The sequence below is a fragment of the Cobetia amphilecti genome, assembly GCF_032923285.1.
GTDB lineage: Bacteria > Pseudomonadota > Gammaproteobacteria > Pseudomonadales > Halomonadaceae > Cobetia > Cobetia amphilecti.
This window is the reverse complement of the sequence record NZ_CP136695.1, coordinates 1,089,502-1,114,005: the sequence shown is the minus strand read 5'-3', so window position 1 is coordinate 1,114,005 and position 24,504 is coordinate 1,089,502. Positions and strand designations below refer to the sequence as shown.

22 protein-coding genes are annotated in these 24,504 nt (G+C 64.0%); 12 read left to right on the top strand and 10 right to left on the bottom strand.

Annotated elements, in window-relative coordinates:
- The gene (locus R1T44_RS04750) at positions 1-588 is read right to left on the bottom strand and encodes a hypothetical protein (RefSeq protein ID WP_052384812.1); all 588 of its coding nucleotides are present in this window, start codon (positions 586-588) and stop codon (positions 1-3) included.
- 365 nt (positions 589-953) lie between these two features.
- Between R1T44_RS04750 and ugpB the strand changes: the two genes are divergently transcribed.
- From ugpB to R1T44_RS04715, 7 genes are all read left to right on the top strand, one after another.
- On the top strand, positions 954-2,324 hold the full coding sequence (gene ugpB, locus R1T44_RS04745; RefSeq protein ID WP_052384813.1) for a sn-glycerol-3-phosphate ABC transporter substrate-binding protein UgpB: 1,371 nt from the start codon (positions 954-956) through the stop codon (positions 2,322-2,324).
- Between the two features lie 200 nt (positions 2,325-2,524).
- Positions 2,525-3,400: a sn-glycerol-3-phosphate ABC transporter permease UgpA gene (ugpA, locus tag R1T44_RS04740; RefSeq protein ID WP_317292684.1), complete on the top strand. Its 876-nt coding sequence runs from the start codon at positions 2,525-2,527 to the stop codon at positions 3,398-3,400.
- On the top strand, positions 3,400-4,245 hold the full coding sequence (gene ugpE, locus R1T44_RS04735; RefSeq protein ID WP_043335925.1) for a sn-glycerol-3-phosphate ABC transporter permease UgpE: 846 nt from the start codon (positions 3,400-3,402) through the stop codon (positions 4,243-4,245). The genes ugpA and ugpE overlap by 1 nt, the downstream gene beginning before the upstream one ends.
- Positions 4,246-4,347: 102 nt before the next feature.
- On the top strand, positions 4,348-5,463 hold the full coding sequence (locus R1T44_RS04730; protein ID WP_043335927.1) for a sn-glycerol-3-phosphate import ATP-binding protein UgpC: 1,116 nt from the start codon (positions 4,348-4,350) through the stop codon (positions 5,461-5,463).
- Positions 5,464-5,643: 180 nt separating this feature from the next.
- Entirely contained in the window at positions 5,644-6,471 is an 828-nt protein-coding gene (locus R1T44_RS04725) for a glycerophosphoryl diester phosphodiesterase (RefSeq protein WP_052384814.1), read from the top strand.
- Complete coding sequence (locus R1T44_RS04720; protein WP_064503346.1) at positions 6,468-7,289, top strand: DeoR/GlpR family DNA-binding transcription regulator; 822 nt, start codon at positions 6,468-6,470, stop codon at positions 7,287-7,289. The genes R1T44_RS04725 and R1T44_RS04720 overlap by 4 nt, the downstream gene beginning before the upstream one ends.
- A 105-nt stretch (positions 7,290-7,394) precedes the next feature.
- Positions 7,395-8,213, top strand: a complete 819-nt coding sequence (locus tag R1T44_RS04715; RefSeq protein WP_107335461.1) for an HAD-IIB family hydrolase — start codon at positions 7,395-7,397, stop codon at positions 8,211-8,213.
- A 154-nt stretch (positions 8,214-8,367) separates the two neighbouring features.
- Here the strand turns inward: R1T44_RS04715 and trpC are convergent, their stop codons facing one another.
- The 5 genes from trpC to R1T44_RS04690 form a co-directional block, all read right to left on the bottom strand.
- Positions 8,368-9,192 carry an indole-3-glycerol phosphate synthase TrpC gene (gene trpC / locus R1T44_RS04710; RefSeq protein ID WP_043335258.1) on the bottom strand — a complete coding sequence of 275 codons (825 nt, stop codon included), beginning with the start codon at positions 9,190-9,192 and terminating at the stop codon, positions 8,368-8,370.
- Complete coding sequence (trpD, locus tag R1T44_RS04705) at positions 9,192-10,238, bottom strand: anthranilate phosphoribosyltransferase (RefSeq protein WP_043335260.1); 1,047 nt, start codon at positions 10,236-10,238, stop codon at positions 9,192-9,194. Before trpD ends, trpC begins: the two co-directional genes overlap by 1 nt.
- A gap of 77 nt (positions 10,239-10,315) precedes the next feature.
- Positions 10,316-10,951, bottom strand: coding sequence for an anthranilate synthase component II (locus R1T44_RS04700; RefSeq protein WP_052384770.1), 636 nt, complete (start codon positions 10,949-10,951; stop codon positions 10,316-10,318).
- Between the two features lie 322 nt (positions 10,952-11,273).
- Positions 11,274-12,761, bottom strand: a complete 1,488-nt coding sequence (trpE, locus tag R1T44_RS04695; RefSeq protein WP_043335326.1) for an anthranilate synthase component I — start codon at positions 12,759-12,761, stop codon at positions 11,274-11,276.
- 187 nt (positions 12,762-12,948) lie between these two features.
- Entirely contained in the window at positions 12,949-13,653 is a 705-nt protein-coding gene (locus R1T44_RS04690) for a phosphoglycolate phosphatase (protein WP_043335263.1), read from the bottom strand.
- Positions 13,654-13,904: 251 nt separating this feature from the next.
- Between R1T44_RS04690 and R1T44_RS04685 the strand changes: the two genes are divergently transcribed.
- Complete coding sequence (locus R1T44_RS04685) at positions 13,905-15,206, top strand: NAD(P)/FAD-dependent oxidoreductase (RefSeq protein ID WP_043335266.1); 1,302 nt, start codon at positions 13,905-13,907, stop codon at positions 15,204-15,206.
- A gap of 96 nt (positions 15,207-15,302) precedes the next feature.
- Here the strand turns inward: R1T44_RS04685 and R1T44_RS04680 are convergent, their stop codons facing one another.
- Positions 15,303-15,644 carry a GIY-YIG nuclease family protein gene (locus R1T44_RS04680; protein ID WP_347421885.1) on the bottom strand — a complete coding sequence of 114 codons (342 nt, stop codon included), beginning with the start codon at positions 15,642-15,644 and terminating at the stop codon, positions 15,303-15,305.
- Positions 15,645-15,648: 4 nt separating this feature from the next.
- Positions 15,649-16,356, bottom strand: coding sequence for a ribulose-phosphate 3-epimerase (rpe, locus tag R1T44_RS04675; protein WP_043335268.1), 708 nt, complete (start codon positions 16,354-16,356; stop codon positions 15,649-15,651).
- A gap of 352 nt (positions 16,357-16,708) precedes the next feature.
- On the opposite strand from rpe, the gene ggt reads away from it, so the two are divergent.
- The 3 genes from ggt to R1T44_RS04660 all read left to right on the top strand — a co-directional run bounded on the left by ggt (position 16,709) and on the right by R1T44_RS04660 (position 20,719).
- On the top strand, positions 16,709-18,469 hold the full coding sequence (gene ggt, locus R1T44_RS04670; protein WP_107335466.1) for a gamma-glutamyltransferase: 1,761 nt from the start codon (positions 16,709-16,711) through the stop codon (positions 18,467-18,469).
- Positions 18,470-18,634: 165 nt separating this feature from the next.
- Positions 18,635-19,918 carry an MFS transporter gene (locus tag R1T44_RS04665; protein ID WP_245163073.1) on the top strand — a complete coding sequence of 428 codons (1,284 nt, stop codon included), beginning with the start codon at positions 18,635-18,637 and terminating at the stop codon, positions 19,916-19,918.
- A gap of 195 nt (positions 19,919-20,113) precedes the next feature.
- A complete protein-coding gene (locus R1T44_RS04660) occupies positions 20,114-20,719 on the top strand; it encodes a YajG family lipoprotein (RefSeq protein WP_052384762.1) in 606 nt (201 codons plus the stop codon).
- Positions 20,720-20,868: 149 nt separating this feature from the next.
- Here the strand turns inward: R1T44_RS04660 and tmpT are convergent, their stop codons facing one another.
- Together tmpT and R1T44_RS04650 are read right to left on the bottom strand one after the other, a co-directional pair.
- On the bottom strand, positions 20,869-21,540 hold the full coding sequence (gene tmpT / locus R1T44_RS04655) for a thiopurine S-methyltransferase (RefSeq protein ID WP_225996460.1): 672 nt from the start codon (positions 21,538-21,540) through the stop codon (positions 20,869-20,871).
- A gap of 42 nt (positions 21,541-21,582) precedes the next feature.
- A complete protein-coding gene (locus R1T44_RS04650; protein WP_084589559.1) occupies positions 21,583-22,281 on the bottom strand; it encodes a TIGR04211 family SH3 domain-containing protein in 699 nt (232 codons plus the stop codon).
- Between the two features lie 833 nt (positions 22,282-23,114).
- Between R1T44_RS04650 and miaB the strand changes: the two genes are divergently transcribed.
- Entirely contained in the window at positions 23,115-24,464 is a 1,350-nt protein-coding gene (miaB, locus tag R1T44_RS04645) for a tRNA (N6-isopentenyl adenosine(37)-C2)-methylthiotransferase MiaB (protein ID WP_043335279.1), read from the top strand.
- Positions 24,465-24,504: the final 40 nt, after the last annotated feature.

Here is a 24,504-nt window from a genome sequence, read left to right as displayed (position 1 = left end):
TCAGATATGACGCGCGAAGTGCTCCAGGTCACGCACGAAGGCGTTCTTGTAGGTCTCGAAGTCCTTCGGGCGCGCCTTGAAGGAGCGCTTGATGCGCTCGCGATCCAGGCGCAGCGGCGCGTCGAGGGCCGCCAGGTTGCCGACACGCGCGGCCGGATTCATGCCGACCAGCTCGCGCGGCTGATCGCCTTGGGCCTCGGCCTCCAGCCAGTCGTTGATGCCGGCGCGACGCAGCACGCTGACCAGTGAGCTGTCGGTGATGCGCACCTGCAGGCGGCCGTGATCGGACAGCTGGGAGACCAGCGCGATGCCGTGGTCGTGCCCGCGATGCACCGTCGGCGTCGCCCACAGCGCCAGATTCAGGCCACGTGCGTTCTCGTCGAGTACCAGCAGCGCGGCAGAGTGGATGCGCTCGGCATCGTCGACCAGCGCGAACAGGCGCGCCATCTCATTCTCGAACCACACCCCACGCACGCCGGCGTAACTCACCAGCGCATCCAGGCCCCCTTCGCGGCCATGGACTTCGGCGCACAGCATCGCCAGACAGGCATCACGTCGGGCACCGGCACTCACTTCAACCACTTTCATCGCGTTCTCCGCCACAGGCATTTTCAGCGCGCAAGACTAGCACACTCGCTCGCCGGCCGCTTATTCCGGCCTTGAGTTGCCCCCGGCGCCTCGCTTGCCAACCTGAGCCGAGCTGGCGGCGCCACACGCCGGCTGCTCAGTCACAAATTCTGTCATAAGTTCAGCCATAAGCTCAGCTTCGCTCGAATGAACATCTACCTGTCACAAAGTTGTAAGGCGGGCGCTATAGAGTCGTCTACGCTTTTCGGACGATCATCAAAAGAACAAGAAAATGTTCACTTGATCGTCGCCATCGATCGTCAGCGGCCAGCGTCCTTCTTCTTTGTTGCGGAAGCTGGCCAGGGGAACCTCTCAGGAGTTTGACCATGCGCCGCCCAACTCATCATGCAAGCACCCGCACGACTGCCACCGCGACTCGTCGCCTCGCCAGCCTCGCGCTGGCCATCGGTTTCGCCTCCGCCTCCGCCAGTGCCCTCGCCGCCACCGAGGTGGAATGGTGGCACGCCATGGGGGGCGGGCTCGGCAAGAAGGTCGACGAGATCGCGGCCGACTTCAATGCAAGCCAGGACGACTACGTCGTCAAGCCGGTCTTCAAGGGCAACTACTCCGAGACCATGACCTCCGCCATCGCCGCCTTCCGCGCCGGAAAGGGCCCGGACATCGTGCAGATCTTCGAGGTCGGCACCGCCACCATGATGAGCGCCAAGGGCGCGATCGTCCCGGTGCATCAGCTGATGGCAGACTTCGCGCCGCAGGAAGGCACCGCCTTCGATCCGAACGCCTACCTGTCTGCCGTCACCGGCTATTACACCGACACCGACGGCAAGATGCTGTCGATGCCGTTCAACTCCTCCACGCCAGTGACCTACTACAACAAGGACGTGCTGGCCAAGGCGGGCGTCGATTCCCTCCCGCAGACCTGGCAGGAAATGGGCGCTGCGCTCAAGAAGGTCGTCGATTCCGGCGCCGCCAGTTGTGGCCTGACCACCACCTGGCCGTCCTGGGTGATGCTGGAGAACTTCTCGGCGCGCAATGACGTGCCCTTCGCCAGCCAGGCCAATGGCTTCGCCGGCACCGATACCCGCCTCGAATTCAACACGACCGCCGTGGTCGATCACATCCAGCGTCTCGATGACTGGCAGGCCGACAAGCGCTTCGTGTTCGGCGGTCGCTTCGATGACGCGGCGCCCAAGTTCTACTCCGGCGAGTGCGCGATGATGATGGGCTCTTCCGCCAGCTATGCCGGCGTCAAGGAAAGCGCCAAGGGCTTCGAGTTCGGCGTGGCACCGCTGCCCTATGACAGCGACGTGATCGAGACGCCGCAGAACTCCATCATCGGTGGCGCCTCGCTGTGGGTGCTGTCCGGTCACAGCGATGAGGAATACCAGGGCGTCGCCAAGTTCTTCCAGTACCTCTCCAAGCCTGAAGTGCAGGCCGACTGGCACCAGTTCACCGGCTATCTGCCGATCACCACTGCCGCGGCAGAACTGACGCGCGAACAGGGCTTCTACGCCGAGAACCCGGGCACCGACGTCGCCATCACCCAGATGACCTCCGCGACGCCGACCGAGAACTCCAAGGGCCTGCGCCTGGGCAACATGGTGCAGATTCGTGACGTGATCAATGAAGAGCTGGAGAAGATCTTCTCCGGCAAGGAAAGCGTGCAGGACGGCCTCGACAACGCCGTCAAGCGCGGCGATTCGCTGCTCGAGAAGTTCGAACGCGCCAACGGCTGATCATCGCCACACCGGGGGCGGGCCCATGCCGGGCTCGCCCTCCCGCTATTTTCTCCAGCCAGAGAGCGGAAAGCGCATCCGACATCCGGTGTCCTTTCCCTTCTCTCACGGCTTGATGGCGCAGGAGCGGCCGAGGCTTGCCGACTCCGTGCTACCGACGGAACCACCCAGTCCCTCCTTGCTTGCGAGACCCCTGCTGCATGGCCCATTTCAATCGACACGCCATCACGCCCTGGATACTGCTGGCGCCTCAGCTGCTGATCGTGGCCGTGTTCTTCTTCTGGCCGGCCTACCAGGCCATCGAACAGGCCTTCTATGTCGAGGATGCCTTCGGGCTCTCGCGGGAATTCACCGGGCTGAGCAACTTCGTCAGCGTGCTGAGCGAGCCGGAATATCTCACGACACTATGGACGACCACCTATTTCTCCTTTGCGGTGGCCTTCGGCGCCATGGCACTGGCGCTGGGGCTCGCCGTACTGGCGGACCGCGTGCTGCGCGGCGCACACGCCTACAAGACCCTGCTGATCTGGCCCTACGCCGTGGCGCCCGCCGTGGCCGGGGTGCTGTGGCTGTTCCTGTTCGACCCGACGCTGGGCATTCTGCCGGAGCTGCTGTCCGCCATCGGCATCGACTGGAATCACAAGCTCAATGGCGATCAGGCCATGTTGCTGGTGGTGCTGGCCTCGATCTGGAAGCAGATGAGCTACAACTTCGTGTTCTTCCTCGCAGGTCTGCAGGCGATCCCCAAGAGCCTGCTGGAAGCGGCCGCGATGGACCGCGCCGGCCCCTGGCGGCGTTTCTGGACCATCACCTTCCCGCTGCTCTCGCCGACCAGCTTCTTCCTGCTGGTGATGAACGTGGTCTACGCCTTCTTCGAGACCTTCGGCACCATCGATGCCACCACCCAGGGCGGCCCGGCCGGCTCGACCCGCACTCTGGTCTACAAGGTCTATGAAGATGGTTTCGTCGGGCAGGACCTGGGCTCGAGTGCTGCCCAGTCCGTGCTGTTGATGGTCATCGTCGGCGTGCTGACGCTGATCCAGTTCAAGTATGTCGAGAAGAAGGTGCAGTACTGATGCGCTACAACCGCCCCGGGCTTGATATCGCAAGCCATGCCCTGCTGATCGTCGGCTGCGCACTGTTCTTCCTGCCGGTCTGGATCGCCTTCAGCGCCAGTACCCACGAGATGGGTGACCTCTACTCCAACGTCGCCCCCGTCTGGATCGGCGAGGCTGGCCTGGACAACTACCGCCAGCTGCTGGCAGACCCGGTCAGCAGTCTCGGCGCCGACGTGATGACCCTGCTGTTCAACTCGATGCTGATGGCACTGGGCATCGCCATCGGCAAGATCATCATCTCGGTGCTGGCCGCCTACGCGATCGTCTTCTTCGAATTCCGCTTCCGCAAGCTGTGCTTCTGGCTGATCTTCATCACCCTGATGCTGCCGGTGGAGGTGCGCATCCTGCCGACCTTCAAGGTGGTGGCCGACCTCAACATGCTGGACAGCTACGCCGGCCTGATCCTGCCGCTGATCGCCAGTGCCACCGCGACCTTCCTGCTGCGTCAGTTCTACCTGACCATTCCGGCGGAACTGGTCGAGGCCGCGCGCATCGATGGCGCCGGGCCGTGGCGCTTTCTCAAGGACATCCTGCTGCCGCTGTCGAAGACCAACATCGCGGCGCTGTTCGTGATCATGTTCATCTACGGCTGGAATCAGTATCTGTGGCCGCTGTTGATCACGACCGATGCCGACTATCTGACCATCGTCGTCAGCCTCAAGCGCATGCTGACCACCGGTGATGGTCTGGTGCCGTGGCAGGACGTCACCGCCACCACGCTGCTGGCCATGGGCCCGCCGGTACTGGTGATCCTGTTCATGCAGCGCTACTTCATCAAGGGCCTGGTGGACAGCGAGAAGTGATCTCGCGCTCCGACCCGCGACACATCGCCCCAAGCCCCCTGATTCCGTTACGTCGTGATGGACAGACTTGCCCGTCACGCCACCGCTCTGGATACACAACTCATGGCAACACTGGCGCTCAAGCAGCTCAAGAAGCAGTACCCCAATGGCTACAAGGCCCTGCATGGCATCGATCTGGCCTTCGGCGAAGGCGAGCTGATCGTCATCGTCGGCCCGTCCGGCTGTGGCAAGTCGACCCTGCTGCGCACCCTGGCAGGCCTGGAGGACATCTCCGAGGGCGATCTGGAGATCAACGGCAAGCGCGTCAATGAGCTGGAACCCGCCGAGCGCGACATCGCGATGGTGTTCCAGAACTATGCGCTCTACCCGCACATGAGCGTGTTCGACAACATGGCCTACGGCCTCAGGAATCGGCGCACGCCCAAGGACGAGATCCAGCAGCGCGTCAGCGAGGCCGCCGAGCTGCTGGGCCTGACCGGGCTGCTCGATCGCCGCCCCAAGCAGCTCTCCGGCGGCCAGCGCCAGCGTGTCGCCATGGGGCGCGCCATCGTGCGCAAGCCGCAGGTCTTCCTGTTCGATGAGCCACTCTCGAATCTGGACGCCAAGCTGCGTGTGCAGATGCGTCTCGAGATTCGCCGCCTGCAGAAGCGCCTCAAGGTCACTTCCGTCTACGTGACCCATGATCAGACCGAAGCCATGACCCTGGCGGATCGTCTGGTGGTGATGAACGGCGGCCACGTCGAGCAGTTCGGCACGCCGATGGCGCTCTATGATCAGCCCGCCAGCCAGTTCGTCGCCGGATTCATCGGCTCGCCGGCGATGAACTTCCTGAGCGTCACCCAGGCACAGGCCGGCCTGTCGCTACCCTGTGGCGCAAAGCTTGCATTGAATGGCGAAGGCCTGACCACGGGCGCTGAGCTGACCCTCGGCATTCGCCCCGAGCACTTGCAGGTACTGGGAACAGCCGACGCCCTGCCCGCAGGGGCCGCGGAGCTTGAGGCGCGCATCGAGCTGGTCGAACCGCTGGGCGCGGACACTCTGGCGTACTGCCGGCTGCAAGGCCAGAACGAGCCGCTGGTGGTGAGACTGGATGGCGAGCACGCCGTCGCGGAAGAACAGACGCTGCGCCTGGCCATCCTTCCGGCGCGTGCCCATCTGTTCGGCGCCGACGGCAAGCGGCTGGCAACCCGCGAGCAGGCGACAGCGGCCATCGAATGAGCGCTTCCGTCCTGTCGCGGGCCGACGGAACCCCTTGCCCTGATAACGTCATCATTGGATGGTAATGCTTGAGACCTGCCCTGATCAGTCTCGCGTCTGAGCATCAGTGATCCGCCTCGACCGATCAGCGCCACAGCTGCGTGGCGGGCAGACATGCCATTCTTTCTGTGAGGATTCACCATGGTTTCATCGTCACATTCAGCCGACGCATCACATTCAACTGACAGCGTCCTGTCCCTGCCCCTGGCGATCGCACATCGCGGCCTGTCGGCCTATGCGCCGGAAAACACCCTGGCCGCCATTCAGGCGGCGCATGAAGCAGGCTTTCAATGGGTGGAACTGGACGTGCAGTTGCTGGGCGATGGCACGCCGGTCATCTGGCACGATGCCGGCGTGAATCGCTGCTCGGATGGGCGTGGCAAGCTCAAGAATCTGGATTGGGACAGCGTGCAGACCTTCGATGTCGGCAGCTGGTTCAATGCGTGCTTTGCCGGTGAGCGCATGGCCTCGCTCAAGCAGGCGCTGGAGCTGATCGCACGCCTGGACATGCGCCTGAATCTGGAGCTCAAGCTCAGCCCTGGCCACGATGCCCAGGCGCTGGTCGATGCCGCCATCCCGATGGCCAGCGCCCATCTGCCCGCCTCACATCTGATCATCTCGTCGTTTGATCCCCAGGCGCTGCGCCTGACGCGTCAACGCGACCCGCAGGTGCATATCGGCCTGCTCTACGATGACATCCCCGACGACTGGCAGAGCCTGGCCGATGAGCTGAACGCAAGTTCCGTGCATGCCGATTGGCGCGCCCTGACGCGCGCCGCGGCCAGTGCCATCACCAGCCGGGGCCACAAGCTGCTCTGCTACACGCCCAACGATGCGGCCGCCTTCGCGCCGCGCTGGGCCTGGGGGGTGGATGCCGTCATCAGCGATGACCCGGCCATCTTCAGCGAGGAGGATCGCGAGCCCACTCTACCGAACGACACCACCACGCAAGGGCTACCCCAGACATGACCCCGGGCATCGAGCGCGACAGTCGCAGCGTCGAACACGCGAGCAATGATGCACTGACGCCGCGCCAGCAACAGATTCTCGAGCGACTGGCCCGCGAGGGCCAGCTGGCCGTCGACCCGTTGGCCCACGCCTTCGACGTCACGCCCCAGACCATCCGGCGTGACCTGGGCGTGCTGTGTGAGCGCGGGCTGGCGCGGCGGCGCCACGGCGGCATCGAGCGCCCACCGGGCGGCTACAACCTGGGACATTCCCAGCGCATCATGCTGGCGCGGACCGCCAAGCAGGCCATGGCCGCCAGCGTGGTCGCCGAGATTCCCGATGGCGCCACCCTGGCGCTGGGCATCGGCACCAGCGTGGTGGCGGTCGCCGAAGCCTTGCTTGCCCGACGCGGCCTGCGCGTGATCACCAACAATCTGCAGGTGGCGCAGGCGCTCTCGACCCATCCGGATGTCGCCGTCCAGTTGGCGGAAGGACAACTGCGCCCGCAGGACCTCGACGTGGTCGGCAGCGCCACCGTGGCCTTCTTCGCGCGTCATCAGGTCGATATCGCGGTCCTCGGCTGTGGCGGTCTTGATGCCGGTGGGCTGCTCGATTTCGATCCGGAAGAGGCCGCGGTCAGCCGTGCGCTGGTCCATCACGCCCAGCGCCGGATCCTGGTCGCCGATGCCAGCAAATGGGGCCGCGCCGCCATGTGCCGCATCGCCCCGCTCGAGGAGATCGACCTGCTGGTCACCGATGAGCTGCCCCATCAGCCCGATTATCGCAGCGCGCTGGAGGCTGCCAGCCAGCAGAGCCTGTCGGTGCGCTTCACTGCCTGAACCGAGGCGCGTCGCGCAAGCCGGCACGCATCGACGATACTGAAGGGGTACGCGACTGATGACAGCCGCGCGCCCGCTTACCTTCTGAGGATTTCTGGAATCACCATGCAAGCCTTCGCCCACTGTCCTGCCAGCACCCTGTCAGGTATCCGGTATCTATTGACCGATATCGATGACACCCTCACCCATGAAGGGCGTCTCGCGGCATCGACGCTGGCGGCGCTGGAGCGTCTGGATGCTGCCGGCATCAAGGTCATCCCCGTCACGGGCGGCTGTGCGGGCTGGTGCGATCACATCGCACGCGCCTGGCCGGTCGCCAGCGTGATCGGTGAGAACGGCGCCTTTGCCTTCCGCCGCCAGGGGCAGCGCATCCTCACCACCTGGTGGGAAGACGAGCAGCGCCTGCGCGCTCGCCAGCGCCACGTCATGACCGTCGCCCGCCAGCTGCTGCTCAACCATCCGCGCGCGGCACTGGCGCAGGACCAGCCCTTCCGCTTCGCCGATGTCGCGGTGGACCACTGCCAGGCGGTCGGCCCGCTGGCCCAGAGCGAGATACGCGCCATCATCGCCGGCTTCACGGCCGCCGGTATTCAGGCGCGTGCCAGCTCCATCCACATCAATGCGTGGCAGGGCGAGTTCGACAAGGCGCGCATGGCGGTGCGAGTCCTCACCGAGACCTTCGGCCTGGACCGCATGCAGCTGGAGCAGGAGGTGATGTACGTCGGCGATGCCCCCAATGATGCGCCGATGTTCGCCACCTTCCGCCACACCGTGGGCGTGGCCAACATCATCCAGCACCGCGCGGCACTCGGTTGGGAGCCCAGCTGGGTGACACGCCACAGTCATGGCGCCGGCGTCGAGGAAATCGCCGAGGCTCTGCTTACGGCACGCAAGGGAGTCGAGAGCGTCAAGACAGACGCCTGAGCCTGTGACTGATGGCGGGCATAGACCTCCAGCCGGATGACGACCTCACGCCTTTGGACAGAAGTCAGCAGACAGACATGAAAAAAGCCCGCATGGCATTGCCATGCGGGCTTTTGTTATCCACAAGATAACAAGCAACGTTATCTACCGGACATCAATCCGCGAAGAACAATCCCCGCAGACCTTCACCCGGATCATCAAAGCGCATGAAGGCCTCCCCTACCAAGAAGCCATGGACACCACCGTCGCGCATCTTCGCCACATCGTCACGGGTATGGATGCCGGATTCGGTGACCACGCGCACGCCCTGCGGCATGTCGGTCAGCAGGTCCAGCGTCGTCTCCAGTGATGTCTCGAAGGTGCGCAGATCACGGTTGTTGATGCCGACCAGCTCGATGCCCAGCGCCAGTGCACGCTTGAGCTCTTCGCCGTCATGCACCTCGACCAGCACATCCATCCCCAGCTCACGCGCCTGACGATACAGAGCACTCAGGCGCGCATCGTCCAGCGCCGCGACGATCAACAGGATGCAGTCGGCGCCGATGGCACGCGCTTCCAGCACCTGATACGGGTGGATGATGAAGTCCTTGCGAATCACCGGAATCGAGACGGCGTCGCGCGCCTCGATCATGAAGTCCTCATGCCCCTGGAAGAAGTCGGCATCGGTGAGCACCGACAGACAGGCGGCGCCGGCCTGCTCGTAGGCCACGGCGATCTCGGCGGGCACGAAGTCTTCACGGATCACGCCCTTGGAGGGGGACGCCTTCTTCACTTCGGCGATGATGGCCGGCTCGCCACGGTCGATGCGCGACGTCAGCGCCTCGATGAAGCCGCGCGGCGCGCTCTGTTTCTCGATCAGGGTCTGCAGGTCCGCCTCGCTCACCGCGGCGCTGCGCTCGGCGATCTCTTCTTCCTTGCGCGCCAGAATCCTGGCCAGGATGGTCGGCAATGCCTTGTCAGTCGTCTGCTCGGTGCTCATCAGCGGGTCGCTCCTTCATCATTGACCTGGGCGTAGACACGGGTGAAATCCGCCAATTCCTTCATCTTCTCGAACGGCAGCTTGCTGGCCTGCACGTCCTCGGCAATGCTGACACCCTCCTTGAGACTGTCCGCGATGCCCGCCACGTAAAGGGCCGCGCCGGCATTGAGCGCCACGATGTCACTGGCCGGGCCTTCATCACCGCGCAGTGCCTGCTGCACCAGCTTGAGGCTGGCGTCCGAGGTCTCCACCGCCAGACTTTCCAGCGACTGGCGCGCGATACCGAAGTCTTCCGGCGCGATGCGGTATTCGCGGATCTCGCCATCCTTGAGCTCATTGACCAGCGTCGGTGCCGCCAACGAGATCTCGTCCAGACCATCATCGCTGTGCACCACCAGCACATGCTCGGCCCCGAGGCGCTTGAGCACCTCGGCCATCAGCGGTACCAGCGCCGGGTCATAGACCCCCAGCACCTGACGGGTGGCGCCGGCCGGATTGGTCAGCGGACCGAGGATATTGAACATGGTACGCACGCCCATCTCGCGGCGCGGGCCAATCACGTGCTTCATGGCGGCGTGATGGTTGGGCGCGAACATGAAGCCGACCCCGATATCATCGATGCAGCGTGCGACCTGCTCGGCGTCCAGCGCCAGATTGATGCCGGCCGACTCAAGCAGGTCGGCACTGCCGGACGATGACGAGACACTGCGGTTGCCATGCTTGGCCACATGGCCACCGGCGGCCGCCACCACGAAACTTGCCGCCGTGGAGACATTGAACAGGTTGGCACCATCACCGCCGGTGCCGACGATATCCACTGCATCGGTGGCGCGCACCGTGACGCGCGTCATCAGCTCACGCATCACCTGGGCGGCGGCGGCCAGCTCATCGACGGTCTCGCCCTTCATCGACAGCGCCATCAGCAAGGCCCCGATCTGCGCCTGGGTCGCCTCGCCGGTCATGATGGCCGTCATGACCGCATGAGTGTCGTCGTAGCTCAGGTGCTGGCGGCGCATCACGGCGCCAATCGCCTCACGCATCTGCATGTTGTGTCTCCGCAGGCGCCAGCCTCGGCGGCTGACGCATGAAAAAATAGGATGTGACTCTTGCGATCAACGCCCGCTCAGGCGGCTTTTGCAGCCTCGCCGCGACGCAGGAAGTTAGCCAGAAGCTCATGACCCTGCAATGTCAGGATCGACTCAGGGTGGAACTGGACACCTTCGACATCCAGCTCGCGATGGCGCAGGCCCATGATCAACTGCGGCGTGACATCGTCGTCATCCGTCCAGCTGGTGACGATCAGACACTCGGGCAGGCTCTCACGATCGACCACCAGCGAGTGATAGCGCGTGACTTCCAGCGGCTCGGCCAGCGCAGCGAAGACACCACTGTTGTCGTGACGCACGGCGGAGGTCTTGCCATGCATCACCTGAGGCGCACGTACCACCTTGCCGCCGTAGACCTGACCGATGGCCTGGTGACCGAGACACACGCCCAGAATCGGCAGCTTGCCGGCGAAGTGGCGAATGGTATCCAGCGTGATGCCGGCCTCGTTGGGCGTACACGGCCCCGGACCCAGCACCAGATGTGATGCACCGAGCGCCTCGATCTGCTCGAGCGTGATGGCGTCATTGCGCACGGTCAGCACTTCCGCGCCCAGCTCACTCAGATACTGGACGATGTTGTAGGTGAAGCTGTCAAAGTTGTCGATCATCAGCACGCGTGGCGTGCTGGCGTCCTGCGAAGTGAATGTCTGCATGGTCAGTGTCCATTCTCGGGAGCGGATCATGCGCCGTGATTGACCGGCCTGCCCGCTCTCCTGTGGTGTCGTTCCCGCCGTCCAGCAACAAAAATGCCGCCCTGGTCGGCGGCATTCTTCTGGTCGTACGTCCTCGAACTTCAGACATGCGAAAGCCGCCCCCTTGTCAGGAGCGCCACCACTGCTGGCTGAGGTCGTGCGGGTTACGTAGCGTCATGGGTCAATAGTGCGTTGAGCTGCCAGGAGTGTCAATCACATGCGCCGTTGCAGGGAGTGACCCGCGAACACTGGCGAGTCACTCCTGAAATGCGTGGCGCGCCGATCAGTCCAGATTGTCCAGACCGCGCTCCGCCATCGCCACGGCACGGAACAGGGCACGCCCCTTGTTGAGTGTCTCGTCCCACTCGGACTGCGGCACGGAATCGGCCACGATGCCGGCGCCGGCCTGGACGTGCAGCACCTTGTCCTTGAGCACCGCGGTGCGGATCGCGATGGCGGTATCCATGTTGCCGTGCCAGGAGAGATAGCCCACCGCGCCGGAATAGATGCCGCGCTTGACCGGCTCCACCTCGTCGATGATCTCCATGGCGCGAATCTTCGGCGCGCCGGACAGGGTGCCGGCCGGGAAGGTGGCCCGCAGCACGTCCATCGGCCCCAGGCCTTCCTTCAGCTTGCCGGTGACATTGGAGACGATGTGCATGACGTGGGAATAGCGCTCCACCACCATCTGGTCCGTCACCTTGACGCTGCCGGTCTGGCTGATGCGACCGGCGTCGTTGCGACCCAGGTCGATCAGCATCAGGTGCTCGGCGACTTCCTTCGGGTCTGACAGCAGGTCCTTCTCCAGCGCCAGGTCTTCCTCTTCGGTGGCGCCGCGCACGCGGGTACCGGCGATCGGGCGCACCGCGACCTCGCCATCCTCGAGACGCGAGAGAATCTCCGGCGACGAGCCGATGACGTGGTGGTCATCCAGATTGAAGAAGAACATGTATGGCGAAGGATTCAGGCTGCGCAGTGCACGGTAGAGATCCAGCGGCGCGGCGCGGTAGGGAATCGACATGCGCTGTGACGGCACGCACTGCATGACATCACCGGCCAGCACGTATTCCTTGATCTTCTCCACTGCGCCCTTGAAGCCTTCCTCGGTGAAGCCGGAGGTGAAGTCGGTCTCCTTGACCGGCTCGCCGCCGGTGCCGGGGCTGACGGTGTTCAGCGTCGCGCTGCGCAGCTGGATCTCGAGGCGCTCGAGACGCTCGCAGGCAGCCTCGTAGGCGTTCGGCGTTGCCGGGTCGGCGTGGGTCAACAGCGTCAGACGCCCGGACAGGTTGTCGAAGATCACCAGCTCGTCGGCGACCATCAGCAGGATGTCCGGCACGCCCAGCGGGTCCGGCTTCTCGACGCCGCGCAGGCGCGGTTCGATATAGCGCACGGTGTCATAGCCGAAGTAGCCGACCAGACCGCCATTGAAGCGTGGCGCACCGTCGATGACCGGCACACGGAAACGGGTCTGGAACTGCTCGATCCAGTCGAGGGGGTCCTCGACCTCGGTCATGCCGGTCTGCTCGCCATTGATCAGATGCGAGACCACCTGGCCACGCACCTCGATGCGCTCACGACACGGCAAGCCGATGATGGAGTAACGCCCCCACTTCTCTCCGCCCTGCACGGACTCCAGCAGGAAGGTCCACGGCATGTCGGCCAGCTTGAGATAGGTAGACAGTGGCGTGTCGAGATCCGCCAGCACGTCACGGGTGACGGGAATGCGGTTGTAACCGGCTTCGGCCAGTTCAGCGAAGTGTTGTGGGGTCATCATGACCTGCAGTTCCTTCCACGGAGGGTGCGTTGCCGACACGGGGCCGGCTTGTCTGGGACTCAGTCTATCATCGCGGGTCGCTGGCGGCAGCGCTGGTGGAGGCAAGTTCTGCCATCTCATGCCTCACTGCGCGCCCGAGCTGGACACCAGCCTCGCTCTGTCAATTCCCATCAATCAGCGTCACTCAGCCAGCCACGACCAGCTCGGCGAGCGAGTCGACGAGGTAGTCCGGGTGGCTGCGCGAGATCGGCTCGCCATGGTTGTAGCCGTAAGGTACCGCCAGGGTGCGGAAGCCGGCGGCGCGGCCTGCCGCGATATCGTGACGCGAGTCACCGACCATCAAGGCCTGACGCGGCAGCACTCCCAGCCGCTCGGCGGCGAACAGCAGGGGCGCGGGGTCCGGTTTGCGCGTCGGCAGGCTATCGCCGCCCAGCGCCAGCGCGAAATGCTCGCTCAGCGCGAAGTGCGAAAGCAGCGGTTCGATGAAGGCTTCCGGCTTGTTGGTGATCAGCACCAGCGGGATCCCGGCCTGGCGCAGACCTTCCAGGCATTCCCGCACCCCGGGATAGAGTCGCGTACGCGAGCTGGGGTCGGCGGCGTAATGTGCCAAAAAGCTCTGATGCGCCTGCTCGACCCGCGCCAGGTCATCGGTCGCCAGGCCATGTGCTGCCAGGGCGCGCTCCACCAGTACCCGCGACCCATTGCCGACAAAGTCGCGTACCCGCGCCTCCCCCAGCGCCGCCAGCCCCTCTTGCTCAAGCATGCAGTCGATCGCATGGGCGAGGTCCGGCACCGAGTCGATCAGGGTGCCATCGAGGTCGAAGGCGACCATCTCGATCGCCCTGAGCGACGGATGTACGGGACCTGTGAATGTGGGATGATCGTGCATCCTTGCTCCTTTTCAGCGACAGAATTCGTGTAGGTGCCAAAAGCGCAACGACGAGTTCTCGCTTGCTCATGGCGAATATACGTAAAAAAACGACATCTCGCGCATGCAGCACTATTTAGCACGCTCATTATCTTGTTATCATAGCGGTATCGCGACGCCAGTTATCGACTCCGGGCCTTGCATGTCCTGACTCGATAGCCGGCCGACACTTTTCACACCTTCCCATCAATCTTGTCACTGAGGAGCACTCAATGGCCATTCCCCGCATCGTAGTCGTTGGCGGAGGCGCCGGCGGTCTGGAACTCGTCACCAAACTGGGCCACAAGCTGGGCCGCAAGAAGAAAGCCGAGATCATTCTGATCGACCGCAATTCCACGCACATCTGGAAGCCGCTGCTGCACGAAGTGGCCACCGGCGTGCTGGATTCCGGTCTCGATGAAGTCTCCTACCAGGGCCATTCCAAGGCCCACGGCTACAAGTTCCAGCGCGGCACCCTGGAAAGCCTGGAGCGTGAAGAGAAGCAGCTGACCCTGGCCGCCATCCACGATGCCAAGGGCAACGTGCTGCTGCCTGCCCGCCAGCTCAGCTATGACTATCTGGTACTGTCACTGGGCAGCGTGTCCAATGATTTCGGCACCGAAGGCGTCGCCGAGCATTGCCACTTCCTGGACAGCCCGCAGCAGGCCGAGAAATTCCGCCGCGACATGCTCGACACCTTCCTGCGCTTCAGCGCCAACGGTGAGGAATGTGAGCGCCAGCAGCTCAACGTCGCCATCATCGGTGCCGGCGCCACCGGGGTCGAGCTCTCCGCCGAGCTGTTCGATGCCTCCAAGATGCTGCACAGCTACGGTTTCTCCTCGCTGGAAGACCGTCAGGTCAAGGTCCACCTGATCGAGGCCGCACCGCGCATCCTGCCCGCCCTGCCGGAACGCATCGGCAAGCCGGTCGCCAAGGAGCTGACCAAGCTGGGCGTCGATATCCACGTCGATACCCGGGTGACCTGCGCCGACTCACGCGGCATCACCACTGCCGATGGCACCCTGATCGAAGCCGACCTGAGCGTGTGGGCCGCCGGTATCCGTGCGCCCGCCTTCCTGTCCGAGCTGGGTCTGTCCACCGAGCGCAACCATCAGGTCAAGGTGCACCAGACCATGCAGAGCATCGATGATGAGTTCATCTTTGCCCTCGGTGACTGTGCCAGCTGCCCGCAGCCGGATGACAAGCGCGTCCCGCCGCGCGCCCAGGCCGCTCACCAGCAGGCCAGCCTGATGGTCAAGAACCTGCGCGCCGCGATGGCCAACAAGCCGCTCAAGGACTTCGTGTTCAAGGACCACGGCTCGCTGATCTCGCTGGCACACTTCGATGCCGTCGGCTCGCTGATGCGCGGTGCCTCGGCGCGTTCGCTGTTCATCGAAGGCCGCCTGGCCAAGTTCTTCTACGCCTCGCTGTATCGCATGCACCAGATGGCGATCCACGGCGTGGTCAAGACCGGCATGACGGTGGTGGTCGATGGCCTGAACCGCTACCTGCGCCCGAAGATGAAACTGCACTGAGACTGAGCCTGCCCGGCAGGGTCGCCAGTCAACAAAACGCCCCCGACGGATTCCGTCGGGGGCGTTTTCATTTCACGCATTCAATCAAGCAGGCCGTCAGGTCTCGCCGAGCAGGCTGTCCAGTGTCATCTCACCGGTGATCAAGCGACGCTTGGCCGCCACACTCAACTGCTTGACGCGATACTCGAGCTTGAGCGCCCGCGAGCGATCGCCGACCACCTGTTGATAACACAGCGTCAGCGGCCCCTTGCCGCGCAGCGCTCGCGCACCGCGCTTGCCGCCCTCATGCTCGCTCAGGCGGCGCGCCACATCGGTACTGATACCGGTGTAGAGGCGCCCCTGGGCCGTCTCGAGCACATACAGCGACCACTCGCTGAGCGCCGCGGCGTGAACCGAGCCGTCGGCTGCCTCGCCAGCTCGCGCGCTGTCATCCGTCACGCGATCAGCTGCGCACGCTGGCAAGCTCGGCACGCAGCTTCGCCAATACGCTGTCGTAGCGGTTGGCATCGCTGTCGCTGCGCGCATTGAAGATGGCGGAACCGGCCACGAAGGTGTCGGCACCGGCACGCGCGATCTCGGCGATGTTGTCGACCTTGACGCCACCATCGATCTCGAGACGGATGTTGTAGCCGGAGGCATCGATGCGACGACGCGCTTCACGCAGCTTGTCGAGGGTACCGGGGATGAACGACTGGCCGCCGAAGCCCGGGTTGACGCTCATCAACAGAATCATGTCGACCTTGTCCATCACGTAGTCGAGGTAGGAAAGCGGCGTGGCCGGATTGAATACCAGACCGGACTTGCAGCCCGCATCACGAATCAGCTGCAGCGAGCGATCGACGTGATCGGAGGCTTCCGGGTGGAAGGTGATGTAGCTGGCACCGGCCTCGGCGAAGTCACCGATCATGCGGTCGACCGGCGTGACCATCAGGTGGGCATCGATCTCGGCGCTGATGCCGTAGTCACGCAGCGCCTTGCACACCATCGGCCCGATGGTCAGGTTGGGCACGTAATGATTGTCCATCACGTCGAAGTGGACGATATCGGCCCCGGAGGCCAGCACATCCTCGACCTCCTGCCCCAGGCGGGCGAAGTCAGCGGACAGGATCGACGGGGCAATCTTGAAGTCATTCGGCAGTAGTTCAGACATGTCATCAGGCGCCAGCGAGAAGTGGAAGGAGCATTTTACGCCACCCTCTCACAAAAGACAGGCGCTGTGTGAATGTGCACCGCCAGCCTGCCGGTCCGTCGCCGCCGGCCCACGCCAAGCACTCCACTGCGACCCACACCCTCAAGCCGCCCTCACACCAGGACCTCATCCCCTTCCAGATCAGACGCCAACAAGAATATTGCCGTGCAAAGTTGAAATTGGTGCATTAGCAACTGATAGTTAAGCTGTTCTCTCGGCCCAGTGAGCAGCTCGCTGGCCTTCTGCGCATGTTCCTCGCACTGCACGCGTCATGTCGCATCTCTTATAACGATAACAGGAACCGACACCTCTCATGTTCGACACCTCTCTCGCAAACCGCAGACATCTCAAGGCGCTGGCCGCCGCCGCACTGTTGCCGCTGGCCGGCCTGCTGCCGACGGCGATTCCCGCCGCCTTCGCCGAGTCTTCCGCGATTCTGGAAGGCGAGCGCTTCCACCCCCAGGAAGGCCAGCACGGCATGGTCGCGACCAGCCACTATCTGGCCTCTCAGGTCGCACGCGATGTGCTGGCCGATGGCGGCAACGCCGTCGACGCCGCCGTGGTGGCAGGCTTCGCGCTGGCCGTGACCCAGCCGCGCTCCGGCAATATCGGTGGCGGCGGCTTCATGCTGGTGTCGGATGAGAAGACCGGCGAAGTGGTCGCCATCGATTACCGCGAGAAGGCCCCGGCGGCGGCCAGCGAGACGATGTTCCAGGACGAGAATGGCGAGGCGGTCTCCGAGTGGTCGCGCTTCACCCACCGCGCGGCAGGCGTGCCCGGCACCGTCGCTGGCCTGGCCAAGGCGCTGGAAGACTACGGCACCCTGAGTCTCGAGCAGGCGCTCGCCCCGGCCATCAAGCTGGCCGAAGACGGCTTCGTGATTCCGACACGCTTCGCCAAGGGCTTGAGCGATGCCAAGGACCGCCTGGCCAAGTGGGACAGCACCGCCAAGGTGTTCTACAAGCCGGATGGCAGCAACTATCAAGCGGGTGAGCTGTTCAAGCAGCCGGAACTGGCCGCGACCCTCAAGCGCATCGCCGCCAATGGACCGCGCGAGTTCTACGAGGGCGAGACCGCCCGCCTGATCGTCGCCGAGATGGAGCGCCACGACGGCATCATGACGCTGGATGATCTGAAGGCCTACGAGCCGGCCATCCGCGAGCCGGTCCACGGTACCTATCGTGGCTATGACATCTTCTCGATGAGCCCGCCCTCCTCCGGCGGCGCGCACATCGTCGAGATTCTCAACATGCTCGAAGGCGATGACATCCAGGCGATGGGCTTCAATTCCGCCGCCACTATCCACGTGATGGCAGAAGCGATGCGCCGCGCCTACGCCGACCGCTCCGAGTATCTGGGCGATACCGACTTCGTCGATGTGCCGCTGTCGGGCATCATTTCCAAGGACTACGCCAAGGAATTGCGCGCCCAGTTCGAGCTCGACAAGGCAACGCCCTCCAGTGAGGTCAAGCCCGGCAAGCCGCAGCCGTATGAGTCCAATCAGACCACCCACTTCTCGATTGCCGATGGCAATGGTCTGGCCGTTTCCAATACCTACACCATCAACTTCAGCTACGGCTCCGGCATCGTGGTCGATGGCGCAGGTTTCCTGCTCAACAACGAGATGGATGACTTCTCCGCCAAGCCGGGCGTGCCGAATGCCTATGGCCTGATCGGCGGCGTCGCCAACAAGATCGAGCCGAACAAGCGCATGCTGTCTTCCATGAGCCCGACCATCGTGATGAAGGATGGCAAGAACTTCCTCGTCACCGGCAGCCCCGGCGGCTCGCGCATCATCACCACCACGCTGCAGGTGATCATGAACGTGATCGACCACGGCATGAACATCCAGTCGGCGGTCAGTGCGCCACGCATCCACCACCAGTGGCTGCCGGACGAGATTCGCATCGAGGCGGGCATCAGCAAGGACACCATCCGTCTGCTCGAGGCGATGGGCCACAAGGTAGTGACCAAGGACGCCATGGGCGCCATCCAGTCGATCATGATCGACGACGGCACCTTCTACGGCGGTGCTGACCCGCGTCGCTCCACCTCTTCGGCCATGGGGCTGTAGACGACGGCTGCGACGGGGTAGTCTCTGCATCGCATCGCCGAGCTGCCCCATCAATGACGCCTTGACCCCATTGTTGGGGCGGGCTATCTGTGACGGGCGACACTTCGGTGTCGCCCGTTCACGTCTTGCCGTGCCATCACGCCATCAGCCCTACAAGGTGCCCTCGTGTCCTCAACCAAGTCACTCACGCCGCCCATCTCTGGCTGGCGGCAATGGGCCAACCGCTATCCGGTCGCCTTGATCGCCCTGGCGCAGCTGTTCGGCACCAGCCTGTGGTTCACCCCCAATGCAGTACTCACGCCGATGCTGGCGAGCTGGGACTTCGCCGGCGATAGCGCCGCGGCACTCGGCCAGCTGACCTCCTCGGTGCAGGGCGGCTTCATCGTCGGCACCCTGGTGCTGGGGCTTGCCGGCCTGGCGGACCGCTTCGCGGCGCGCCATCTGTTCATGGCTTCCTGCGTGCTGGGCGCGCTGACCAATCTGGCGCTGTTGATCGCGCCGGGACTACTGAGCGCCTCAGGCTTGCGCGTGCTGACGGGGCTGGCACTGGCCGGCATCTACCCCATCGGCTTGAAGCTGATGGTGCAGACCGCACCGGACCGTGCCGGTGCCGCACTCGCCTGGCTGGTCGGCATGCTGGTGCTTGGCACCGGGCTGCCGCATGCGCTGGCCGCACTGCAACAGGGCGAAGGCATGCAGCTGCCGTGGGGCGCGGCCATCAGCACCGCCTCGCTGCTGGCCATCGTCGGTGCCGGTCTGGTCGCCATGCTGGCCCCACCGGTGGCCAAAGCCACCTCGGCGCCCCGTCAAGCACCAGCGGCGAAAGACGGCCGCAACACCTTTCTCACGCGTGCCACTCGAGGCCTGGCGGCCTGGCAATATCCCGGCTTCGTGCGCGGCGCACTGGGCTACTTCGGCCACATGTGGGAGCTGTACACCCTGTGGGCGCTGACACCTCTGCTGCTGACCCAGATGGCCAGCGCGACAGGCGTGACGCTCTCTCCTGCCAGCCTGGCCTGGCATAGCTTCCTGGTGATCGCCATCGGCGCGCCCGGCTGTGTCATCGGGGGCTGGCTCTCGCGCAGCCGAGGCAGTCTGTGGGTGGCGCGCCTCGGGCTCGCCGGCTCGGTGACGCTGACGTTGGTCTTCGTCGCCGCCACGCAGCTTGAGGCCGGTTACGGCGTGCTGCTGGCATTGCTGGCGCTGTGGAGCCTTCTGGCAGTGATCGACTCGCCGCAGTTCTCGGCGCTCGCCGCGGGCGGCACCCCGGTCGAGCTGCAGGCCAGCGCCCTGGCGATGATGAATGCCTTCGGCTTCAGCCTGTCACTGGTCTCGATCGCCTTGCTCACGCCACTGATCGCCGGCCACGGCAGCCTGCTGCTGCTGGCCTTGCTGCCCGGCCCGCTGCTGGGCCTGCTGGCCTTGAGCAGACGTGTCGACGGCGCATGAGCTATGGGTTATGAACCTCGACCACTGTCGCTTGCAGAGGACAGCCGTGAGCCTGAATTTCCACTACGCTCAGGCGCCATTCTGGCCCTATACTCGCGCCATTGTGCTCCGGCCATCCCGTGCTATAGGCGAGATATTCGCAACGGATGGCCGAGATGACTCCCATGACAACCGGCCTCAGGCCCAGGAACCCCGATGATGATGCACAAGTTGCGCACCACCTGCATGAGCGTGGCACTGATCGCCACGGCGGCACTTCTCAGCGCTTGCGGCACCAGCCCGCAACGCCTATACGTCAATCCGCAGGTCGGCGAGATGGGCGTGGTCGGCCACGGGCAACAGGTGGTGGTGGACGTTCTCGATGAGCGCCCGTCAGAGCGCATCGGCTCTCGAGATGGCGCCACCAATGCCTCGAGCTATCTGGTCGTGCCGACCGGTGACTTGACGCCCAAGCTTGAGGCCCAGACCGTCAGCGCCCTGCGCCGCATGGGCTTCGTGCCGGTGTCCGCCGAGCAGGCCAACCAGGGCGCAGCAGAGCTGACCATCTCGTTGACCGAGCTGGCCTATGGCGTGAAGCGTGGCGGCCTGATCACCGATACCGCGACACTCAATGGCGTGATCAAGGCCGTCGCCGTGTCCGGCAAGCAGCGCTATACCGGCAGCTACACCGCGACGCGTGATCAGGGCTATGCCCTCAAGCCGAGTCAGGAGAAGAACACCGAGATGGTCTCTGAGGTGATCGGCGATGCGCTGACTCGCGCCTTCCAGGACACTACGCTGATCCGCCAGCTCGACCAGTAGGCTCGATCAGCAAGCTCGATCAGCAAGTTCGACAGCAGCTCGCCACCAACGAAAACGCCACCGCCGCCCATTGGGCGGCGGTGGCGTTTTTCATGAGGACTGGACCTTCAAGAAGACTGGACCTGACTGACAAGGTCACCCCTGAGTCGTCAGCGACGCGGTCCCTTGCGCACCAGACTCCATACCGTCTCACGCAAACCGCGCTCATCCGGGGCGCGACGCTCCAGTACCTCAAGCGTGAAGTTGGCGCTCAACAGCTGACGAATCTCGTCTTCGGCGACATGGAACGGCGGCCCCTGATGCTGCTCCGTCTGCCGCTCGAGACTGATCAACAGGCCACGCGCGCCCGGGGGCAGCAGCTGCGCCAGATGGAAGGCGTAGCGCTGCCGGGTGGCCGGCGGCAAGGCGATCAGCGCGGCGCGATCATAGAAGGCGTCGAGATGATCGACATGATCGATATGGAAGTGGAAGAAGTCTCCGCACCACAGCTCGACCATGCCCTGGCGGAAGCATTCGAAGTGCTCCAGCCGATAGCGCGAGACATCCCCGGCACCTTCGGCGACGAACTGCTCACAGGCCTGGCGTGCAAGCTCGATGCCCAGCACCGGATAGCCCTGCGCCGCCAGCCAGCGCATGTCGAGACTCTTGCCACACAACGGCACCAGCACCTTGGCGCCCGCCGCGATCTCAAGCCGCGGCCACCAGCGCTCCAGCGCCGAATGCGTGGCGGGCAGATGAAAGCCGATCCGCCCTTCCTGCCATCGCGCCAGCCAGGGGTCGCTGGCCGGCGTCGCGTCCATCGTCGTGTCTTGTGCCGACATGAGCTGGCGCACTCCCTCTGCTATCGGGGTTACCGGGATGCCTTACAGGAAGCCGTGACGCTTCTTCTTGCGACGCGGCAGGTGTGGCACGATCAGGCCGACCAGCAGGCCGACACCCGCCACGCCACCGCCGTACATGAAGTAGCGCATCAACAGGTCCTGCTTCTTGGTATCGAGCTTGGTTTCCATGTCCTGCATCTTGCTACGCGCCTGGGCAAGCTCGGCTGACTGGCTGTTGCTGGACTGCTCAAGCTCCTCGATGCGCGCCTGACGCGTCTCGAGGCCGGTCTTCATGTCCTCGACACGGGTTTCCCACTCTTCATTGATGCCGTCGAGCTTGGCAGTCAATTCCTTGACCCTGGCGCTCAGCTCGGGCACCCGGGCATTGACGCTCTGGGTGTCCTGCAGGTCAGCGGAGGGAATCCACACCACGTCACCGCTGGCGGTGCGGATCTTGCTGTAGTCATTCTGGACCTCGAGCAGCTCGACCGGCTGGCCGGCTTCCACCGTGCCCACGATGCGGTAGCCATCCGTCGGGCCACTGCGCACGAAGGTGGTGAGGTCATCGGCGACCCAGCGGTCGGTGGCCGCATTGGCCAGCGGTGCGCCCAGCAGCAGGCTGCCGGCGACGCCAGCCCCCAGCACCACACGGCGCAGTGAGCGCGCAAGCGTCGAACACGGCGATCGGGGTGACAGGAGACCGAAAGATGAAGGGGTGCTGGTAATGGAGAATCGCGTCATATCGTGTTCTTCATGGCTGTCTAAGGGCGTAAGCCGACCGTGTCAGGCGGTGGGCACGAGGAGCAAGCGCGCTGAATCCTGCGTCCCCACATGCCGAACATGATCGACCGCTTTTGGGCGAAGGAAGGCTCGCCCTGTCTGCCCATGCGGTGTCTGCCAGGTTGCGCAATGCAAGGCGTCCTGCCTGGCATCGCTGTCGCGCTTGGACGTACGGTAACGAAATTGCCGCGAGAAAAATCCGAGACTGTCATTTCAGTGTCTTCAGACATCCACACTTTCTGTGGATAAGTCTTGGGACAACCTCAAAGGGGCAGGTCTGCGCACGGCGAAATGCCTGCCCCGCCAACAAATCGATCAAATTTTAACCAGCTCAGGCAGCCGGGCTATCGGCATGAAAACCTCAACAAATCAAGCCATTGACAGCCTGATGTGCGTTGCGCAACACCTGCCTGATAACTATGAAACATGCCAAGCCCCTGTTGTAGCGTCAGGGCATGCGCGGGCTTTCTCGTGAGGATACCACAGCCACCATCAGGCTGAACCGGTGGTTGGCAGGCATCCTCCTCATTGCTGCCAGCGATGCGACAGGGCTGGCCGCATGGCCGGCAGACTCCTATACTGTGCCGTCCCGATTTTGGCCTCGACCCGATCAGCGTGCCGCTTGGCACAGTATCGTCGCGCCCTCGATTCCCGGCCAGCCATCGGCGCCGGGGCTCATTCATTACAAGTCGCGCCCGCTTCTCCTGACCGCTGACGCTGCCCGCCGCCACCATGTGCCCGGGCGCGAGGCGCACGAAGCCCGGGCGCGCAGCTCAGAGCGTTCACACAAGGCAATGGCGAAGAAACTCTTCATCAAGACTCACGGCTGCCAGATGAACGAGTATGACTCCGCGCGCATGGCGGATCTGCTCGGCGAATCGCATCAGATGGAAGTCACCAGCGACGAATCCGAAGCAGACGTCATCCTGCTCAACACCTGCTCCATCCGCGAGAAGGCGCAGGAGAAGGTATTCCACCAGCTGGGACGCTGGAAGAAGCTCAAGGAAAAGAACCCGGAGCTGGTGATCGGCGTCGGCGGCTGCGTGGCCAGTCAGGAAGGCGACAACCTGCGCAAGCGTGCCCCGCATGTGGACATGGTGTTCGGCCCGCAGACCCTGCACCGCGTGCCGAAGATGCTCGACACCCGCCGCGACAGCCTCAAGCAGATTTCCGTGGTCGACGTGACCTTCCCCGAAATCGAGAAGTTCGACAACCTGCCCGCGCCCAAGAGCGACGGTGCCAGCGCCTTCGTCTCGGTGATGGAAGGCTGCTCCAAGTACTGCACCTTCTGTGTGGTGCCCTACACCCGCGGTGAGGAAGTCTCACGTCCCTTCGAGAAGGTGATGGATGAAGTCATCCACCTGGCTGACCAGGGCGTGCGCGAGATCAACCTGCTGGGCCAGAACGTCAACGCCTACGCCGGTCTCAACCAGCTGGGTGAGGAGATCGACCTCGCCGAGCTGATCAGCTGCGTGGCGCAGGTCGAGGGCATCGACCGCATCCGCTTCACCACCTCGCATCCGCTGGAGTTCAAGGACTCGCTGATCGAGGCCTTCGGTGAGATCCCGGAGCTGGTCAGCCATCTGCACCTGCCGGTGCAGTCGGGTTCCAACCGCATCCTGGCGGCGATGAAGCGCGGCCACGAGCGTGACCTCTACATCGACAAGCTCGAGCGCATCCGTGCGCTGCGTCCGGACATCAGCTTCTCCTCCGACTTCATCGTCGGCTTCCCGGGCGAGACCGATCAGGACTTCATGGACACCATGGACCTGATCGGCCAGATCGGCTTCGATCACTCCTTCAGCTTCATCTACTCCGCACGTCCGGGCACCCCGGCGGCGAATCTGGAAGATGACACTCCGGAAGAGGTGAAGAAGGAGCGCCTGCTCATCCTGCAGGAGCGCATCAACCAGCAGGCGATGCAGATCGGTCGCAAGATGGTCGGCACCACCCAGCGCATCCTGGTCTCCGGCTTCTCGCCGCGTGACCCGGGTCTGCTGTCAGGGCGCACCGAGAACAACCGGGTGGTCAACTTCCGCGCCGCCAACCCGACCGAGCTGATCGGCTACCTGGTGGATGTCGAGATCACCGAGGCCTACCCCAACTCGCTGCGCGGTGAGCTCAGCTCGCCCTACCGCTATTGATCGCTCGTCGCTCACGACATTGACGAGGCGCCATCAGCCC

Bases quoted from the DNA above. Each gene is read 5' to 3' on its own strand.
- ugpA (WP_317292684.1), top strand. From the start codon at position 2,525: ATGGCCCATTTCAATCGACACGCCATCACGCCCTGGATACTGCTGGCG.
- trpC (WP_043335258.1), bottom strand. From the start codon at position 9,192: ATGAGCACCGAGCAGACGACTGACAAGGCATTGCCGACCATCCTGGCC.
- ugpB (WP_052384813.1), top strand. From the start codon at position 954: ATGCGCCGCCCAACTCATCATGCAAGCACCCGCACGACTGCCACCGCG.
- R1T44_RS04750 (WP_052384812.1), bottom strand. From the start codon at position 588: ATGAAAGTGGTTGAAGTGAGTGCCGGTGCCCGACGTGATGCCTGTCTG.
- R1T44_RS04685 (WP_043335266.1), top strand. From the start codon at position 13,905: ATGGCCATTCCCCGCATCGTAGTCGTTGGCGGAGGCGCCGGCGGTCTG.
- R1T44_RS04660 (WP_052384762.1), top strand. From the start codon at position 20,114: ATGATGATGCACAAGTTGCGCACCACCTGCATGAGCGTGGCACTGATC.
- trpD (WP_043335260.1), bottom strand. From the start codon at position 10,238: ATGCAGATGCGTGAGGCGATTGGCGCCGTGATGCGCCGCCAGCACCTG.
- trpE (WP_043335326.1), bottom strand. From the start codon at position 12,761: ATGACCCCACAACACTTCGCTGAACTGGCCGAAGCCGGTTACAACCGC.
- tmpT (WP_225996460.1), bottom strand. From the start codon at position 21,540: ATGTCGGCACAAGACACGACGATGGACGCGACGCCGGCCAGCGACCCC.
- R1T44_RS04690 (WP_043335263.1), bottom strand. From the start codon at position 13,653: ATGCACGATCATCCCACATTCACAGGTCCCGTACATCCGTCGCTCAGG.
- R1T44_RS04720 (WP_064503346.1), top strand. From the start codon at position 6,468: ATGACCCCGGGCATCGAGCGCGACAGTCGCAGCGTCGAACACGCGAGC.
- rpe (WP_043335268.1), bottom strand. From the start codon at position 16,356: ATGTCTGAACTACTGCCGAATGACTTCAAGATTGCCCCGTCGATCCTG.
- R1T44_RS04715 (WP_107335461.1), top strand. From the start codon at position 7,395: ATGCAAGCCTTCGCCCACTGTCCTGCCAGCACCCTGTCAGGTATCCGG.
- ggt (WP_107335466.1), top strand. From the start codon at position 16,709: ATGTTCGACACCTCTCTCGCAAACCGCAGACATCTCAAGGCGCTGGCC.
- ugpE (WP_043335925.1), top strand. From the start codon at position 3,400: ATGCGCTACAACCGCCCCGGGCTTGATATCGCAAGCCATGCCCTGCTG.
- R1T44_RS04700 (WP_052384770.1), bottom strand. From the start codon at position 10,951: ATGCAGACATTCACTTCGCAGGACGCCAGCACGCCACGCGTGCTGATG.
- R1T44_RS04730 (WP_043335927.1), top strand. From the start codon at position 4,348: ATGGCAACACTGGCGCTCAAGCAGCTCAAGAAGCAGTACCCCAATGGC.
- miaB (WP_043335279.1), top strand. From the start codon at position 23,115: ATGGCGAAGAAACTCTTCATCAAGACTCACGGCTGCCAGATGAACGAG.
- R1T44_RS04725 (WP_052384814.1), top strand. From the start codon at position 5,644: ATGGTTTCATCGTCACATTCAGCCGACGCATCACATTCAACTGACAGC.
- R1T44_RS04650 (WP_084589559.1), bottom strand. From the start codon at position 22,281: ATGACGCGATTCTCCATTACCAGCACCCCTTCATCTTTCGGTCTCCTG.